At 51.1% G+C, this 16,793-nt stretch carries 17 protein-coding genes; 6 read left to right on the top strand and 11 right to left on the bottom strand.

The features are described from left to right. Nucleotides 1-22 precede the first annotated feature (22 nt). On the bottom strand, nt 23-2,017 hold the full coding sequence (locus ACN4EK_RS17185) for an amylo-alpha-1,6-glucosidase (RefSeq protein ID WP_431659273.1): 1,995 nt from the start codon (nt 2,015-2,017) through the stop codon (nt 23-25). 340 nt (nt 2,018-2,357) lie between these two features. Between ACN4EK_RS17185 and ACN4EK_RS17190 the strand changes: the two genes are divergently transcribed. Continuing rightward, nucleotides 2,358-3,560 (top strand): argininosuccinate synthase, encoded by a 1,203-nt coding sequence (locus ACN4EK_RS17190; protein WP_431659275.1) that lies wholly within the window; start codon nt 2,358-2,360, stop codon nt 3,558-3,560. A gap of 10 nt (nt 3,561-3,570) precedes the next feature. Here ACN4EK_RS17190 and ACN4EK_RS17195 read toward each other — a convergent pair whose 3' ends face one another. Further along, nucleotides 3,571-4,239, bottom strand: coding sequence for a DedA family protein (locus ACN4EK_RS17195; RefSeq protein ID WP_431659277.1), 669 nt, complete (start codon nt 4,237-4,239; stop codon nt 3,571-3,573). 556 nt (nt 4,240-4,795) lie between these two features. On the opposite strand from ACN4EK_RS17195, the gene ACN4EK_RS17200 reads away from it, so the two are divergent. Then, a complete protein-coding gene (locus ACN4EK_RS17200) occupies nt 4,796-5,173 on the top strand; it encodes an STAS domain-containing protein (protein ID WP_431659295.1) in 378 nt (125 codons plus the stop codon). Nucleotides 5,174-5,203: 30 nt separating this feature from the next. Here ACN4EK_RS17200 and ACN4EK_RS17205 read toward each other — a convergent pair whose 3' ends face one another. The 4 genes from ACN4EK_RS17205 to rpsF are packed head-to-tail and all read right to left on the bottom strand — an operon-like array spanning nt 5,204 to nt 7,884. Then, nucleotides 5,204-5,953 (bottom strand): hypothetical protein, encoded by a 750-nt coding sequence (locus ACN4EK_RS17205; RefSeq protein WP_431659278.1) that lies wholly within the window; start codon nt 5,951-5,953, stop codon nt 5,204-5,206. Further along, nucleotides 5,953-6,501 (bottom strand): Npun_F5560 family protein, encoded by a 549-nt coding sequence (locus ACN4EK_RS17210; protein ID WP_431659279.1) that lies wholly within the window; start codon nt 6,499-6,501, stop codon nt 5,953-5,955. Before ACN4EK_RS17210 ends, ACN4EK_RS17205 begins: the two co-directional genes overlap by 1 nt. Before the next feature lie 18 nt (nt 6,502-6,519). Further along, nucleotides 6,520-7,521 carry an NAD(P)/FAD-dependent oxidoreductase gene (locus tag ACN4EK_RS17215; RefSeq protein WP_431659280.1) on the bottom strand — a complete coding sequence of 334 codons (1,002 nt, stop codon included), beginning with the start codon at nt 7,519-7,521 and terminating at the stop codon, nt 6,520-6,522. A gap of 42 nt (nt 7,522-7,563) precedes the next feature. Further along, nucleotides 7,564-7,884, bottom strand: a complete 321-nt coding sequence (gene rpsF / locus ACN4EK_RS17220; RefSeq protein ID WP_431659282.1) for a 30S ribosomal protein S6 — start codon at nt 7,882-7,884, stop codon at nt 7,564-7,566. Nucleotides 7,885-8,168: 284 nt separating this feature from the next. Between rpsF and ACN4EK_RS17225 the strand changes: the two genes are divergently transcribed. Continuing rightward, on the top strand, nt 8,169-8,954 hold the full coding sequence (locus ACN4EK_RS17225) for a fumarylacetoacetate hydrolase family protein (protein ID WP_431659283.1): 786 nt from the start codon (nt 8,169-8,171) through the stop codon (nt 8,952-8,954). A 122-nt stretch (nt 8,955-9,076) separates the two neighbouring features. Here ACN4EK_RS17225 and ACN4EK_RS17230 read toward each other — a convergent pair whose 3' ends face one another. The 4 genes from ACN4EK_RS17230 to bioU all read right to left on the bottom strand — a co-directional run bounded on the left by ACN4EK_RS17230 (nt 9,077) and on the right by bioU (nt 13,583). After that, complete coding sequence (locus ACN4EK_RS17230) at nt 9,077-9,571, bottom strand: Tic20 family protein (protein ID WP_431659284.1); 495 nt, start codon at nt 9,569-9,571, stop codon at nt 9,077-9,079. A gap of 203 nt (nt 9,572-9,774) precedes the next feature. Then, nucleotides 9,775-10,389, bottom strand: a complete 615-nt coding sequence (locus ACN4EK_RS17235; RefSeq protein ID WP_431659285.1) for a chorismate lyase — start codon at nt 10,387-10,389, stop codon at nt 9,775-9,777. Nucleotides 10,390-10,463: 74 nt separating this feature from the next. Beyond that, on the bottom strand, nt 10,464-12,389 hold the full coding sequence (locus ACN4EK_RS17240; RefSeq protein WP_431659286.1) for a protein kinase domain-containing protein: 1,926 nt from the start codon (nt 12,387-12,389) through the stop codon (nt 10,464-10,466). Nucleotides 12,390-12,542: 153 nt separating this feature from the next. Then, nucleotides 12,543-13,583, bottom strand: a complete 1,041-nt coding sequence (gene bioU, locus ACN4EK_RS17245; protein WP_431659287.1) for a (S)-8-amino-7-oxononanoate synthase BioU — start codon at nt 13,581-13,583, stop codon at nt 12,543-12,545. A 459-nt stretch (nt 13,584-14,042) separates the two neighbouring features. Between bioU and ACN4EK_RS17250 the strand changes: the two genes are divergently transcribed. The 3 genes from ACN4EK_RS17250 to ACN4EK_RS17260 are packed head-to-tail and all read left to right on the top strand — an operon-like array spanning nt 14,043 to nt 15,181. Next, nucleotides 14,043-14,252 (top strand): DUF2997 domain-containing protein, encoded by a 210-nt coding sequence (locus tag ACN4EK_RS17250; protein ID WP_431659288.1) that lies wholly within the window; start codon nt 14,043-14,045, stop codon nt 14,250-14,252. Between the two features lie 51 nt (nt 14,253-14,303). After that, the gene (locus ACN4EK_RS17255) at nt 14,304-14,690 is read left to right on the top strand and encodes a DUF1257 domain-containing protein (RefSeq protein ID WP_431659290.1); all 387 of its coding nucleotides are present in this window, start codon (nt 14,304-14,306) and stop codon (nt 14,688-14,690) included. After that, the gene (locus tag ACN4EK_RS17260) at nt 14,690-15,181 is read left to right on the top strand and encodes a ferredoxin (protein WP_431659292.1); all 492 of its coding nucleotides are present in this window, start codon (nt 14,690-14,692) and stop codon (nt 15,179-15,181) included. Before ACN4EK_RS17255 ends, ACN4EK_RS17260 begins: the two co-directional genes overlap by 1 nt. Before the next feature lie 82 nt (nt 15,182-15,263). Here ACN4EK_RS17260 and ACN4EK_RS17265 read toward each other — a convergent pair whose 3' ends face one another. Then, entirely contained in the window at nt 15,264-16,712 is a 1,449-nt protein-coding gene (locus tag ACN4EK_RS17265; protein ID WP_431659294.1) for a DUF4335 domain-containing protein, read from the bottom strand. Nucleotides 16,713-16,793 lie beyond the last annotated feature (81 nt).

A 16,793-nucleotide genomic window follows, 5' to 3' on the forward strand; every position in this document is an offset into this window, starting at 1 on the left:
CTATTTTTTGTGGTGTGGATGATTAGGATTGTGGTTCGGTCGCCAACCATGCCCGTAAAGTTTCTGCCACTGTCCACGCTTGAGCAATGCAGCCTTTAGGAGTCATGGGAGCATCACCATCAAAAACTTCACTTAATGTGCCAATGCCAGCCGCACTGAGATGGTTGATCATTGGTTCGAGGAACTCGCGAGCCTTGGCAGAATTGTTATAAACCCGCAGATGCGCCAGAACAAATGGTCCTAACAGCCAACCCCAAACGGTGCCCTGGTGGTAGGCTGCATCACGTTGAACGGGATCCCCACCATAATGACCTTGATAGAGCGGATCATCGGGAGCCAGCGATCGCAGTCCATGCGAGGTGAGTAGCGATCGGCTACAGGCATCAACCACACTCTTTTGGTGGGCGGGGCTCAATGGACTTTCGGTTAAGGAAACCGCAAAGATTTGATTGGGACGCAGGGAGGCATCATCGCCATCGGGACTATCTAACACGTCATAGCAATATCCCAGTTCCGCATTCCAGAAGCGACTGAAGCGGGCTTGGGCACGATCGGCGATCGCTTCATATTCCTGATGGGGTTTACCGATGCGCCGAGCTAAATGGGCGGCGGTACGGAGAGCGTTGTACCATAGGGCATTAATTTCCACGGGTTTACCAATGCGGGGAGTCACGACCCAATCGCCAATCTTGGCATCCATCCAGGTGAGCTGAACCCCCTGTTCTCCGGCATATAACAAGCCATCGGCGGGATCGAGATGAATATTGTACCGGGTACCCCGGCAATGCCAGTCCACGATGTCTGCCAGGATGGGGAAGAGTTCGCGGATCAAGTCATCATCCTCGGTGACGGCGTAATAGGCGCGTACCGCTTCAAAATACCAGAGGGTAGCATCGACCGTGTTGTATTCGGGCTGTTCTCCAACATCGGGAAAGCGATTGGGGATCATGCCCTGATCAACGTAATGGGCAAAAGTGCTCAGAATCGAACGGGCAATTTCGGGACGACCCGTAGACAGGGTCAACCCCGGTAGACTGATCATGGTGTCTCGCCCCCAATCACTGAACCAGGGATACCCAGCAATGATGGTTTTACCGTTGGGTTCTTCGGGCACTGGACGATGGACAATAAATTGATCGGCGGCTAACACCAGGCGCTGGGCAAACTCGGGATCGCGGGATTCGATCGGGCGGCTGGTACGCCATAGTCCCAACAGTTTTTGGTCATAAATCCGCCGATTTTTCAGAGCCGCTTCGCCGTCTACGGTCACTTTGGCTTCGCTACTTGCCACGATCGTCAATGATTCTCCTGGCTGTAAGGTGGCTTGGAAGGTGGCAGTATGCAGATGGTCATCCCGATCGTTTAGCCCCCGTTCTCGTTCAGCAGCTAGATCGAAGTTGTAATACCAATCATGGGTGGGGATCACTTCAGCGCGATCGCAGAGGAGGGTAATTGGAGTGGCTTCCGGAAAAGCAGAGATACACACGCCTTGATCGATCGGCACCACCGTCATGCGCCATCCCTGTCCCCGTGTGCGGCTGTGATAATCCCGATAGTTCACCAGGGCTTCCAGGGTTAAGGTTAAGGGTTGGGTGGCTCGTAGCAGGTGATACGACACATAGGTGGTATTGGCTCCTGGCTGCATCCAGATCCGTTTTTCCAGTAGTGCATCGCCACAGGCATACCGCCAGACGGGAATTGAGCCTTCCAAGGTAAATCGTTCAATATGGCGGTAGCCCTGGGGAGAGATCACCTGACCAGCCCAGCGGTTGGTGCAAAGAGAATAAAACCGATCGCCGTACACAACCGTCTCGTCTAATTTGCTGACTAGTAAGGTGCGTCCTAGCGGCGGATTGAAAGCGGCAACTAAGATCCCGTGATAGCACCGGGTGAGCGATCCGGCGATCGTGCCTGAGGCATATCCGCCAATCCCATTTGTAACCAGCCATTCCCGTGTTTCTGCCAGATCCAGTACACCACACACTTCCCGCCCAAAATGAATTCCCGCTGGCATCATTGCTTGTTCTCACCGTTCTAGTCTCATTGCCACTGTTGGTGGCAAATCCTAATCTGTGCTTGCTTGCGCTATTAAACTGTAGCAAGTTGCATCGTTGCCGATAGGTAGATGAGGATTGGGTTTTCACCGCAATTTTTTAACAGTAATGATGCTATCTGTAATGTTTCAACTAATCTTGCTGTGGGGATCACAATAGCGATGGCCGATCGTGGTTCATGCTGTCCCTGAGCTTTTGCCTGTCCGGCAGTTAACCTATCACAATTTCTGTACTGTCTCTGACAAGAATCAGGGACAATTCGCTGCATAATATTTCAGTTGTTTCAATCAAACTGTAAGAGTCATGGGGCGCGCCAATAAAGTTGTGCTGGCATATTCAGGCGGAGTCGATACCTCCGTTTGTATTCCGTACCTCAAACATGAATGGGGGGTACAGGAGGTGATTACGCTTGCCGCTGATTTAGGGCAAGGAGATGAATTAGAGCCAGTGCGGCAAAAAGCGCTTGACTCGGGGGCGTCACAGTCGTTGGTAATTAATGCGATCGCGAATTTCGTTAAGGATTACGCCTTTCCCGCGATTCAAGCCAATGCTTTATACGAAAATCGTTATCCTCTGTCAACAGCTCTGGCACGTCCGTTAATTGCCAAATTGCTGGTCGATGCCGCCGTGGAATATGGAGCAGATGCGGTTGCCCACGGGTGTACGGGCAAGGGGAATGATCAGGTGCGATTTGATGTGTCGATCGCAGCATTGAATCCCAATCTGAAAGTGTTGACCCCGGCGCGGGAATGGGGCATGAGTCGGGAGGAGACGATCGCCTATGGCGAACGCTTTGGCATCCCGGCTCCGGTGAAAAAATCCTCTCCCTATAGTATTGATAGCAATCTGTTGGGACGGGCGATCGAAGCAGGTCCCCTGGAAGATCCCTGGACAGAGCCACCCGAAGAAGTCTTTGCAATGACTAAAGCGATCGCCGAGACTCCGAATCAGCCGGAGTATGTTGAGATCGGCTTTGAGCGGGGAGTCCCGGTGAGTCTGAATAATCAAGCGCTTGATCCCGTTAGCTTAATTAGCCAGTTAAATACGATCGTCGGTAATCATGCCGTCGGGCGGATTGACATGATTGAAAATCGTTTAGTGGGGATCAAGTCACGGGAGATTTATGAAACGCCAGCGATGACTGTATTGATCGATGCCCACCGCGATCTAGAAAGCCTGACGCTCACGGCCGATGTGACTCAGTACAAACGAGGGATTGAAGAAACCTACTCTCGTATGATTTATAACGGACTATGGTACAGCCCGCTCAGAGAAGCGCTAGATGGGTTTGTCCAGAAAACCCAGGAACGGGTGACGGGAACGGTGCGAGTCAAACTGTTCAAAGGTAGTGCGATCGTCGTTGGTCGCAAGTCAACGAATTCCCTGTACACAGAAGATTTGGCAACCTACGGCGCTGCTGACCAGTTTGACCACAAAGCGGCTGAAGGTTTTGTTTATGTTTGGGGATTACCGACTCGGGTTTGGTCAGAAAAACTGCGTCAGTAATCCCGATTAACTAATTACCTTCAACGGTAGGTTCTTCAGGCGGTTGGCTATGAGCTGCCGCCTCTTGTTTTGCCTTGCGAGACTCTAACCATAAGGGGATCACCAACCAAGCCACGACGATTAGCAGAGTCAGCAGCGCAAATCGGCTTGCCCAAGCGACTAACTGTTCCAAGGGAATAATCTGTCCAGCGACATAGGACAACGTCACCATTACCGTTGCCCAGGCGGCGGCTCCTAGGGTGTTATACAGCAAAAACTTTAAATACGGCATTTCCGCAATCCCGGCAAGGGGACTGGCAAAAATCCGCAACAGTGCCACAAACCGTCCCAGGAATACGGCTTTAGTAGCATTATCACTAAATTGATCCCGCAGGCTAACCAGTTGGGCTTCTTGCATCCGAAACACGCGCCCGATGCCTAACAAGAGTGACCACCCCCCCCAACGCCCGACCCAGTAGCCAACATTGCCACCGATCGCTGCCCCTAAGGTAGCATCGCCTAGCACAATCCAATAATTCAATTGATCATTTCCAGCCAGAAAGCCTCCTGCCAGAGTCACCGTTTCACCCGGAATGGGAATTCCGATATTTTCCAGCAGAATCCCCAGAAAAACTGCCCAGTACCCATACTGCTGAGCCAGTTCTTGGATCGTTTCCAATGAGATAAAGTCCAACGACATGCAGCGAAGCCTTCACAAAACTTATCCGTTGCTCCGATCTTGACGTGCCGATCGGAGATCTGTCAATTCTGGAGGCTCTATCTGTAGGAGAGAAGTCAGTTATCCGCCTAAGCAAATTACTGATTGCCAAGAAATAATTTGCTTAAATTCATATCTATAGACAGACTATTATACCACCTTAATGATGCTTGACAGGTGAGACTGTACACTGAAGAACATTTTTACAGCTTTTGGCTAAAACTTCACTAAGTCATGGAGCGGTTTTGGTGATTCATAAAGATTCCATAAAGTCGGTGGCAGATCACCCAGCTTTCCTGAATCCGTTTCTATAGTTGTTGGAATCAAGGGTAATTCCACGTAATTTTTCAGTAGCTCTTGAAGCTATGGCTAATCCCTTAACTCACCCATAACTCTTCAGCATTTGCTGGGCGGAATATCCTTGTTGCTCTTTTCTCTGCAATCAGGCTTCAGTAATTTTACTAGGCAGGTTGTCTGAGCACACTTACTCGTTGTCCACCAGGGGTTTGCAGTTCAGCACAATATTAAGGTGATGATTATGATTCTCTGTTGTGAAAATAAATTTGCGTTGCTTCAACCTCAAGGGTGCCTGGATGCTGTGGGTAGCATGAAGTTGCAAGAACAGATCGGCGCGATCGCGCCAGATACTTACAACCTGTGGATCCTGGATTTGGCGCAGGTTGATTTTATCGATAGTTCTGGCTTAGTGGCGCTGATTGCGGCTTTGAATCGGGCGAATCAGCATCGCTGCCGCTTGGTAGTGTGTAACTTACACCCAGCCGTCAAACTGATCTTTGAAATTACTCGGCTCGACCAAGCCTTTGAAATTGTGGATAGTCCTACTACCGTTCTGGATAGTATGGCGACGGTTGGTACAGAGCCGATATTAGTTCAACCTCAATGGGTAGCGGCTTAATCGGGTCGTGCCCATGTTGTTAGCACCGAGCTAACCATCTGCCATTTTGCCAGTAGCTTGGTGACCTGCGATCGTCAGATCATAGATTGGCTGGCTGGTCAGACAGTACCAGTGGCAACGGAATAAATCAGGGGTTTGTACGCCTAAGCTGGCGATCGCGGGCAGATCTGGAAAGGGCAGCAGACGATCAAAATACAGTGTTTCCTCGGTAATGCCAAACTGCATTAAATAAACGGCAGGTGGTGCATTCAGAGTTTTTAACAGGCGAAAGCCCAAGGCATACAAGGGTTGTCGCCATTCATCGCTTAGGTGAACGGGTTGGTGATAGCCGATCTCTGGCATCGTAGCTTCAGCCACCGATCGCTCTATTTGCCCGATCACCTCAGCATATAACGCTCCTTTGGCCGTATGAACGATCGGCAGCCACAAAGTCCCAGAACCAGTGGCATAGTGCCATTGGGCGACCTGCTGGCGCAGCCCTGTAATGTCGCGACAGGTTTGATAAATTGCTGCCGCCGCAAACCTAAGCTGGTCTGGCAGATTTAGGGTTAGCGGACACAGGAGCGTTTGAGTCAATGCCGCAACTGGATCACTGTCTAGCCGAGCCGCCAGATCTGGGGTGGTAACAACCTCAACTTGCCAGTCAGCCGTTGAACGATCGGTGGAGGTGTCTGGCAAAATCGCTTGCTTCAATGCCGAAACCGCCTGTGTGATCTGGGGTGATTCATCACAGGTGAGAGAGATTGCGGCTGGCTCAATTACAATCAGAACGTGGGACATTAGCCAAAATTAGGCAACGAAACACCAAGACCCGATCGCGGGAAGCTGGGCAGATCGAGTTGTGCCTGCCGGCGAGTTCTAACGGCTAGCCGATAGCTCACACTTTGCAGTTCAGCATGAAGTTGGCGATTTTCCCGTTGGATCAGGGCAACTTTTTCCTTCACCGGAGCCATCCGTTCCGCAAATTTCTTCCGGTAAATTTTGGGTAGCTCTTGAATCACTTGCTCTAACATGCGCGAGCGATCGGTTAACTCTTGCACCGTTTGTTTTAACTGATAGATCTCTGCATCACGCTCAGAAATTTGCTCCTGATAAAACGTTACCTGCTGTTCAACCGATTTTAATTGCTCCCGCAACGCCCGAACTTCTCCCAAATGCCGCTCAGAGAGATCCGCCGTCGGTTGAAAGTTAACATTTCCTTTAACAAGACGAAATAGTTCTTGAGAAAGCTGCTGTACCAGATTATCGCGCAGTTGTAATTCTTCGCGCAGACGGGCGACTTCTGCTTGAGAGTCCTGGTGGCTAAACGTGTCAGAAGAATGGGTCACGGCTTAATCACTCCATTGTTAAGTGGCTTCAGAGGCCAGCAACTGTGCTTCCCACCGTCGGGGTGAAGATGCACGGCGAATTTCTCGCCAAATTGCTGTAGCCGCTAATGTACCATCTGCAACCGCAATTGACACCTGGTTAATCCCTTCTTTTAAATCCCCCAGGGCAAAGATGCGGGGATGGGAGGTGCGACACATCCCATCTGTAACTAAATTGCCACCATTCCAGTTCAATTCCAGCCCTTGGAGATAGTGATTATGGTATTGCGCTCCCATGGCGATCAGACCCGTATCGAGTTCCACGATCGTCCCATCTGTCAATTCCACGCCCGTCATCTCATGGTCATGACCTAGAAACCGCTGAATGGGAGTTTCTACTAGGGGATAACCATGATCCTGAAGTTTTTGGCGCACTTCCGGTTTGACTTCACATAATCCCTGGGTAAACACGGTGATGTAGGGAGTAAACCAGTTCAGGACGAAGGCAGTATTAATGCCAGATTCGGTATTGACGAATAACCCACACCGCTTATTCGCCATCTCATAGCCATCACAAATCATGCAGACATGGAGGTTGTACCCCGCATAGTCATAGACATTCTGCATATTGGCGAGTTTCGGCAGATGATCCATAATCCCACTCGCGGCAATGATGTATTTGCACCGAAAGATGGGATAACTACTGTCTTGCTTGCCGACTTTCACCTTAACGGCAAACGTTTCTCCTTCATCCACCACCTCCTCCACAAACCCCATCAGGTAGTCACCTTCTAAACTGAGGTAGTGTTGTTGACCCTGTTGCAGCAAAGTACGTCCAGGGGTGTTGGGGGGCAGACCGAGATAATTGCGCAGGTCTTGCATCCAGAAGGAGCGTCCGCGCCCTTTCTCGATGACCAGTGAGGACAGAAGGTAGCGCTGTAGATAAAGCCCTGCGGATAGCCCTCCGGCTCCTCCTCCAATCACGATCGTGTCATAGACATGATCCAGCCGTTGATCTAGGTTTTTCTTCGAGAGCTTCATGGGTCTATCGCAGGGTAATTCTGAATGGGTGGTAAGCAGGGCTTACTCGTCTGCCTCTACCGCACCAGCTTTGGGCTCTTCTTGCCGAATTGTCAGGTAACGAATCACTTCGTCGCCTAACCGCATTGCCCGCTCCAGTACAGCTACTTGAGTCCCATTACCACGGTAATTCATTTGAATGTAAACGCCTTCCCGTTGCTTTTTGATTTCATACGCCAGCCGCCGCTTACCCCGATGTTGGGTTTCCAGAATTTCTGCCCCACCTTCTTTCAGCAGGGTTTGAAATTTTTCGATCGCCTGCCCAACCACTTCTTCACCCAGGTCGGGACGCAGGATATACATGGTTTCGTACAGTTGACTCATGCTCAAAAATCTCCTTGTGGACATGATGGCTGCTGTGCAGAGACAGATTCAACGGCGATCGGATGCTGCTGAGGAGTTTGTGCTACTCCTACACTCAAGATCCGACTTGGTTGAGCCGCACCTGCAAAGAAGCAAGGATTTATAATTCTATACCAATTTAGGGTGTATCCGGAGCAGTTGCTGTGCTCTTAGAGAGATGTCAGTCTAATCTTTAACCTGAGAAATCGATGATCAGGAATCATCTCGATCGATAATCACTAATAACCTATAGGAATCACTAGGCTATGGCGCAGCGCTATGTCCGGGTTCAAACGACAGACGGGCAAATTTACTATGGATTACTGCAAGTCGATCGCCAGGTGCGGGTATTAGATGCCCCTCCCTGGCTCCAAGGACAACCGAGCGATCTAGAGTTAGTCCCCGATAGCTATCAGGTTCTGGCGCCCTGTGCCCCTTCCAAGGTGGTTGCTGTGGGGAAGAATTACGCCAACCATGCGGCGGAAATGGGAACGCCTGTGCCCCAGGAACCATTACTGTTTTTGAAACCGTCTACCTCTGTGATTGCCGCAGAGGCGACGATTCAGTATCCACCTCAGTCTGAACGAGTCGATTATGAGGGAGAACTGGCGCTGGTGATTGGGGAGCGCTGTGTCGATTGCACTCCCGAACAAGCGCAAGCCAAGATTTGGGGCTATACGATCGCCAATGATGTGACGGCTCGTGACTTACAACAGCGAGATGGTCAATGGACACGGGCTAAGGGGTTTGATACCTTTTGTCCGCTAGGGCCCTGGATTGTCCGCGAATTGCCACCGGGTGCCCGCCTTCAGACCTTCTTAAATGATGATGACAAGCCAGTACAATCTGCTTCGATCGACCAGATGGTGTTCCCTCCAGATGTTTTAGTGTCCTATATCAGCCAGGTGATGACGCTGTTACCGGGGGATGTTGTGTTAACTGGAACGCCGGAAGGAATTGGACCCATGCAAGCGGGGGATCAGGTGCGAGTTGAGATTGAAGGGATTGGCTACCTCAGTAACATGATCACCACCCGAGAATCATTGGGTTAGCTGGCTCTACTGTGACCCGCTTCAATTGCTACCTACATCCATAGAGGCGCGATCGCGGCATCTCTACAGGTGGGGTAGCATGAACTCCAAATTACCGAAATCATTTAGTATGGCGACTGGAATTAACGTACCTGGGTATAAGCCGCATCAGAAATAGTCGGAATTTCAGCATACCGACCCAGTGCTGACTGGACGATCGCATATCCCACTGCCACGATCGTGCCTAAGAACACCGTATTAAACAGGGTATCTTGCACCAACGTTCCGGTGAAAATCGGTCCGAGGGCAAATCGCCACAGAATCGAGAACAAGCTGAGGACAATGCCAAACAGAATGGATTGCATGACATTGAAGCGAATGAAGTGAGCGATCGTCTCGTTGCGCACAACCAGCATATACAGAGCAAAGAACACCGCTAAGGGGAGAAAGGGTACCCCGTAGTAAAAGGCTAATAATGGCCACAACGGTTGAACAATCAGGGCGATTAATGGAGCCAGGAAGGAGCCAGAGTTTAATAAGGGAAGACCAATAAACCCTAAAACATCTAAAACTGGTAGCAGGTACGCAATACAAGCGAAGACCCGGTCTGTAGGGGATGTCGAGCCACGCCAAGCCATGTTATGTTCTCCCAAGTAACAGCGTTGTTCGCTAAGTTGTTTTGACTATGCTCAGAATAACGTAAGTTTTAGGGGAATGCCCAAACTCCGACAGTCATGGAAATTAAATCAGGTCGAGATTGGGTCGGGAGGAGGTTTGTCAACGAATGTTCTAGGCGGGGCAAATTGATCGACTAAACCCGCGCCTACAGTTAGCTGAATGGCTAACGATCGATTTGCATTGCCCCTAAATATTTCTCTAGATAAGGAGAAAAGACTTCGTAAATTAATGTGAATGGTTGTCCATGATGCCAGAACAGGTAATGTCGTCCCCAAAAAGGACCCGGTTGCCCAAAAGCCTGTTCCAGAGCGGGCGAATGACCATAGTAAATCCCCTGGACATCCCGATACAATTCGGTACGAAGTCTGGCTAGGCTTGCCCAAATTGGTAAGGCGCGGTTTTGCAGGTAATCATCCACATGGCTCGCCTCCCACCAGGAGGTGGCATAGGCTAATCGCTGACCCGAGGCAGTACGCAGCCAGACCTGTCGCCGTAACCGAGGCCCAGGCACAACCTGAATTTGCTCAGGGGCATGATCCAAATCCATCCCGATCGCGGACATATCAATCACATCAACTTCGGTTGGTTCCCCCGTTAACAGTTGTAAATGACGGGTCGGTGAACCATCCCCCAGCAGGAGGATTTGCCAGGCCGGGGACAGTTGGCTATGGGGTAGACCTTGCTGGACAGCCGTTTCATCACCCTGCCAGATTGGATCAAGGGCATACCATTGGGTGGGCAGAGTGAGCGTTTCAGTGGGACGAAAGGTAGCAGTCAATTTTCTTTACAGAACTTAACCTCTATTCAATCATAGCGTTGTGGTAGAGATTCTGCGGGAGATATTGTCGGGAGCTAAAACACCTCAAAGGAGATGGCGTAATCATCGGGTTGGGTGGTTGAGACTTCGATCGCATAATCGCCGTCCTGCGTCAGTCGCCCTTTCCAGTCCTTTAATGTGGGTGTCGTGCCACCAATTTGCTGCCCATCGGGGGCGATCGCGCTTAGGGTGACTTTGCCCTGTACCACTTTGACAATCATCAGTTGTCTTTGCTTGGCTTTCAACAAATAACGCCGAATCTCGTTCGAGGCAATGCTACCCGTCACTGTCGTATTATTGCGACCATGTGAAAATTCCACCCGTTGGGTTTGATCCTGAATTGGGCGGGATAACGGCGTGATCGCAATATCCAGGGTATAGGCTCCTGTGCCCGATACCTGGATTAAATATTGGTCATCGGCGGGTAACTGTCCTGTCCAACTCCGGGTTTGATAGGCGGCCGCATCTATTCCCTGCCGATTCGATCGCAGTAAGTTCATCACCACATTGGAACCATTCAGGGTGACGGTGAGAATTTGCCCCTGCGAGGCTTTGAGGACATAGGGTTGCAAATTATAGGCTTGTAAGTTGCCCTGCAAGACCGTCGCAATGTTGCCGGGGGGAAATTCGATCGCCTGGGGTTGGGCAGGTAGCACTGAGCGGTTGCTTGGCTCGGAACTATTGCCGTTAGGTAAAGCGTTAATTGTGCTCGAACCCGGTACATCAATAATGCGAGAGGCTTCGGAACTGCGGAGCTTGGCTCCAGATACCCAAATTTCACCATTGGTATCCTTAGAAGGTGACCAGGGATGCCATAACCAGGCGGCTCCCCCTCCGAATGCCATAAGAACCGTGGCAGCAATGCCAAGTTTGACTCTCTGTTGAGAGGCAGCACTCGGTTTAGACAGCCGACTGGTGGGGCGGACTTCGACGGGGTGGCGCGAGGCTTCCGCTAAATCAGGCGCGAAGGCAGCATCCGTGGCTGGAATGGGACGATAGGTTTGTAAGGGATGGTCATGACTGGGGGCACGAATGGCTAGCAGGTCAATAGAACTGAGAGCGGGTGGCTGAAGCTCAGTCGGTTCCAGCCGAGAAAGGTCAGGTAACGCTTGAAAAGCCTCCCATACTTCTTGAGCGGACTGATAGCGATCGCCCGGATAGACCGCCAGCATTTTAATCAGAATTGCCGCCAGGTCTTCGCTGAGATTGGTGTACGGTTGCCAGCGCCAGGTCAGGGTTTGGCTATCCAGTAATGATTGCGGCTCTTTCCCGGTTAAGAGGACTAGCATGGTGGCTGCCAGGGCATATAAATCGCTATTGGGATAGACTTTCCCAGTTTGTAACTGTTCGGGTGGAGCATAGCCAACTTTACCAACTCGCGTCACCGCCGAAATCAACGGCCAATGATTCGTGGCAGCTTTCACAGCGCCAAAATCGATTAATACAGGCAGACTGGCAGTAGCAGCACTGCTATCTGGTTCCGTTGGGTTGGTGGTCTTTTGAATCAGGTTATCTGGGCTGATGTCCCGGTGAATGATGCCGCGATCGTGGATATGCATCAATACCGGCAGCATGTGTTGGAGAAAATGCCGAATTTCGGTTTCCGAAAAGGTGTTTCCCTGTTGTTTGCGATCGTTGAGGAGCTGGCGATAGGTGTGCCCGTCAACAAATTCTTGTACCAGGAATAGTCGCTGCCCATCCTCAAAGGCGGCGGTAAACCGAGGAATTTGGGGATGCTGAATTTGATACAGGGTACTGGCTTCCCGTTGGAATAGCGCCTTTGACTTCTGAATTAGCGCTTCATCTTGATAGGGAACTGAGAACTCTTTGATGACACAACGCTCGTTAAAGCGTTCTTGATCCAAGGCCAGATAGGTGCGACCAAACCCACCTTGTCCTAATATTTCCTGGATCAGGTAACGCTGACGCAGCAGAGTTCCCAGGGGAATGGGGGAAACCATTTTGTTGTCAATGCCTCAATAAAGCGATACCAATGCAGGGCACTTAATCCCTACTATTCGGTATGCTACTGGGGCACAATCATCTCCTGTTAAGGTATTTTACCCCTATGGGGGGATAACCCTCACCACTGCCCTGGGAACTAGCCAGATCATTTAGCGGACAAATTGGGGCATCACTTCAGCCGCCGTAAACAGTCCGGTCATGCCCCGGCGATGGAGCGCTACCCCGGTTTTCAGGTAGCCAAATGCCGGTCCGCAAACATTTGCCGCCATGCTAGTTTCGTCTCCTAAGGTGAAGGTATGGGTGGAAATTTTGCCTTCAAAGGTTCGCCCGGTAATTTGAACATTGGTGCTTAAGGGCTTCTGGGGATTGCGCGTATCGACGATTCCACCTACTGAGACGCGATCGCGAGAACAGATGCCAGCCAATTCCAGCATCACATCGTCCGCATGTTCCATATTTTCTAATGTCAACAGCCCGTTGGTTTGATCCAATAGGGCTTCAACTTCAGTGTCGGTCATCGCTCTAGCCGTTTCGACGTTATACCCCGGTAGATGGGCGATATCTTCGCGAATCGTGGCTCGATAGGCTTCCCAATTGGCAATGCCAACCCCGAAGGTAATCTTGACCTGATGGATCTCGCTGTAGCTTTGGGCGGCTAGGGCGGCGGCGGCGGTCAATAATCCAGGGGTAGCACCACATCCAGTCAGATAGGTAATTCCTGCCGCCTCTAATTGGGGAGCCATTGCCAGCAGTTGTTCAACGGCACTGGTGCGCTTAATCGCATCGACTAAGACTCCTTGCCAGCCAGCATCGATAAATTGCTGGGCAACTGATGCCATGAAGGTATTGGGCAGGTTGGGTAATGCCAGGAAATAGCCATCGACGCGATCGGCTTGAGCAATCAAGTCAGCGATACTGTTCTGGCTTAATACCCCCTGCGGTTCTACATAGCCAACCGAGCCGTGGGCATGATAGGTCTGAATACAGGTGTCCGGTTGCAGCCCCGTCGGATTGTAGAGATAGCCCTTCTGATCGGCGGCGGCTACCCACCGCATTTCTTGTTTAGGAGCCAGAACTCGGGCGGCTGCCTGCCCCAAGCCACCGAAGCCCAAAACTCCGACCCGAATTGGGTGAGACAACTGACTGCCAAAGCGGGGGGGTGTGAAATCGTTGACGCACTCGTAATCCATGAGCCGCTGCTTGTCCAACTTAAAAAATAGACTCTTATTATCTATCGAATCCTGACCTGGTAGCGCGATCGGGGATAGATTCTGCTCAGGGTAAATAGTAATTGTCACCTTAGCAGGTCAGCAGCAACACAAATCAACCCCTGAAATATATATTTTCGTAAATTAAGATCTCTCTCCGGTTCATCTTGACTGTGTTCCGAAGTTAAGCGAAACTGTCTGATAAATGAGTGGATACTCCATTCAATCAATAAATTCCAATAAATTTAATTGAAATCAATTGATGAATTGATACCAACTTTAACTCATAAACGTCGGATCAACGGGTGTCGCGTTAATCATGACCTCGTAAAGCGTGACAGGGTGAGTTGGTTGCCCAGTAATAGGTTCTGGTCTGTCTCCAGTCTGGTTTAGTCAGTGCTGAAGTCTGGTTTGGAACCGTCTGAATGAGTGATTGCAGGCATGGAAACACTGGAATTTATTATCTATCCCGACGGTCGGGTGCAAGAGAGGGTCACAGGTATCGTCGGCGCTTCCTGTGCTGAGGTGACTGCGGCGATCGAGGCACAGTTGGGACAAGTGCTTAGCCAGGAAACTACCTCTGAGTACTACGCCCAGACAGTTCAACAATCCAACGGTGTAGCTACCCAATCCACTTTTAGTGAGTGGTAGGGTGGATCCCGTTTGTCCACGTTCAGCAAGTTCAGATTGATCACAAATACCATGTCACACTTTAGCCAGATTAAAACCCAAATTCGTAACCTCACCTCCCTGCAAGCAGCGCTGACTGACCTGGGGATTGATTGGAAATCGGGTCCTCAAGAAGTGCGGGGCTATCAAGGTCAAACCCATACCGCTGACCTGGCGATCGAGCAAGCCAATGGTTATGACATCGGCTTTCGCTGGAATGGGACGGAATATGAGTTGGTGTCCGATCTTCAGTTCTGGAATCAGGCAACTCCGGTGGAGCGGTTCTTAAGCAAAGTGACGCAACGCTATGCCTATCACACGGTGCTGCATGAAACCAGCCAAAAGGGTTTTCAGATGACAGAACAGCAACAGAATCCTGATGGTTCGATCCGCCTTGTCCTACAACGTTGGAGTGCGTAATGTCTGAGGACTTCTCCCCTGCCGCCCCAGAGTTCTTAAGTGATGTTGCCGTGGGCTCGATCGAGCCGGAACGGACAGGTCTGGAGCCGGAATTGGGAGGGAGTTTGCGGGATGCTGCCGAGCGATCGGGGTTTGAACCCGAGCTAGGGGGTGTCCTGCGCCAAAAGGGGGTCTATGTGGATGAGATCACCTGCATTGGCTGTAAGCATTGCGCCCATGTTGCCCGGAATACCTTCTACATTGAGCCAGATTATGGGCGCTCCCGCGTTGTTCGTCAGGATGGTGATTCTGAGGAACTAATTCAGGAAGCGATCGATACTTGTCCGGTAGACTGTATTCATTGGGTCGATTTTACGGAACTCAAGCAACTAGAGGATGAACGGCAATATCAAGTCATTCCTCCTGTAGTGGGATTTCCGGTCGATCGGGCAACCGCTAAGATTAGCCAACGGCGTAAAAAGCTGAAGGCTACCCGTAAACGGGATGCCTAAAGGTGTAGTTAGTCTTTGACTGTCGTGACTGATAAACCGAGGCTACTCTATGTGGGTAGCCTCTTTTTATGGTCACTAGCGTTTAATTGCTTGACTCCGGAAAGGTTTGAACAGTGCCATCGGGAGACAGAACTAACCGAATTTTGACGCTGCGACCCTCGGGTAAGGGAGAAACGAACGGCTCCCCGACCAGTGGAATCCCCACCCGATCGAGATAGTTGCCAGCAGCGGTGCCCAGGGGACTGATGCCCTGGATGCTGCCATTGGGCGCGATCGCTAAACTATATTCCAGCATTTGATTCAGTCCTTCCGGTGGCGACCAGCGTTCCTGAAAATAGGTTCTAGCTTCGGCAACTTGTGGCAAGGTATCGAAGGCGGTATTGTTTGCCGATTCCGTGGTGGCTGGAGCTGCACCCGCCGCCGAAGATGCTGCCCCTCGCAAGGCGGCGATGTTGGGAGCAGGGGCTTCGCTTGCCTGACGATTGGCATCCGCGAGTTCAGTCGGTAATTGGCGGGCACTCCCCCCTGCGGTTCGGGGAGGCGCGACGATCGCGGGAGCTGGAGGGACGACTGTACCGGGAACGGTGGCGATATTGTCGGATGGTTCAGCATCGTTGGGATTAATGGCGATCGTTCCTGGTTGTCCAGGTTGAATTGGGCTCACGGGAACCCCTTGCCCCTCTGGAATTTGGACTGGAGTGTTAATTGTCGGTTGCCCAGGGGTGATGGGTACCGTTGTTGGGGCAATGGTGGGCGGTGGCAGTTTTGCCGTAGAGGCGATCGGCGGGACAGTTTTCTCAACTACCGACGGGGGGAGTTGGGTAGCAATTTTTTGATCCTGGCTACTAGCTCCCTGGCTGGATAGGGGTGCCGTGGTTTGAGAAATTGTGCTGTAGGAGCCATCGATCAGTTTGGCGACCGAGGCAGATACGCCAATCACGAGCAAGGCAGCAGCAGCAATCTGACTCCAATGGGGATGTGAACGCCGCCCACCAGCCTGTTGTAACTGGGGCAATGCCATGACATCAGTGGCATAATCATCCAGGGCATTTGCCAGGTCAAATAACTGAAGGGTGGTTAAGTGTAATGTTTGCCCAGAGGTAGAGTTGGCTAATGATCCCAAGATCAGTTCATGGGACAACAACCCTCGGGGTTGAAGCTCAATGCCAGCCACATTGTGAGCGGGAGTTGCTCGATAAGTGCCAGTAGCAAAATCCGCCAGGGTGACTGTGTTCTGGGGGGTCGAGGAGATGGTTAACGGCAACTCCAACCGATCGCTGGAGTGTTCCAAAAAGCGTTGGACATAATCCGTGACCGCTTCATGCAGTGCCTCTAACTGGTCGCGATCGCCCTGAAGGGTAACTTGCTCATCGGCTAAGAGTTTGGGATCATCGAACTTCAGTTGAAACCGCAGTTGTTTCAGTACAGGTTGACCTGCCCAACGAGATAAAGGCGATTGTTTGCCCATAAGCTCTAACGTACAGGTGGGGGGAGTATACCGTCGTAGCACTGAATAGGACTGGAGTGTCATAAAACGGGATGAGAGTACGTCGGGGAGTAGTCAGGTGAGGGAGTGGGGAGTAGGGAGTGGGGCTGTCTCTTATACACATCT

The sequence above is a fragment of the Pantanalinema rosaneae CENA516 genome, assembly GCF_050753385.1.
In the GTDB taxonomy this organism is placed as follows: Bacteria; Cyanobacteriota; Cyanobacteriia; order Leptolyngbyales; family Leptolyngbyaceae; genus Pantanalinema; species Pantanalinema rosaneae.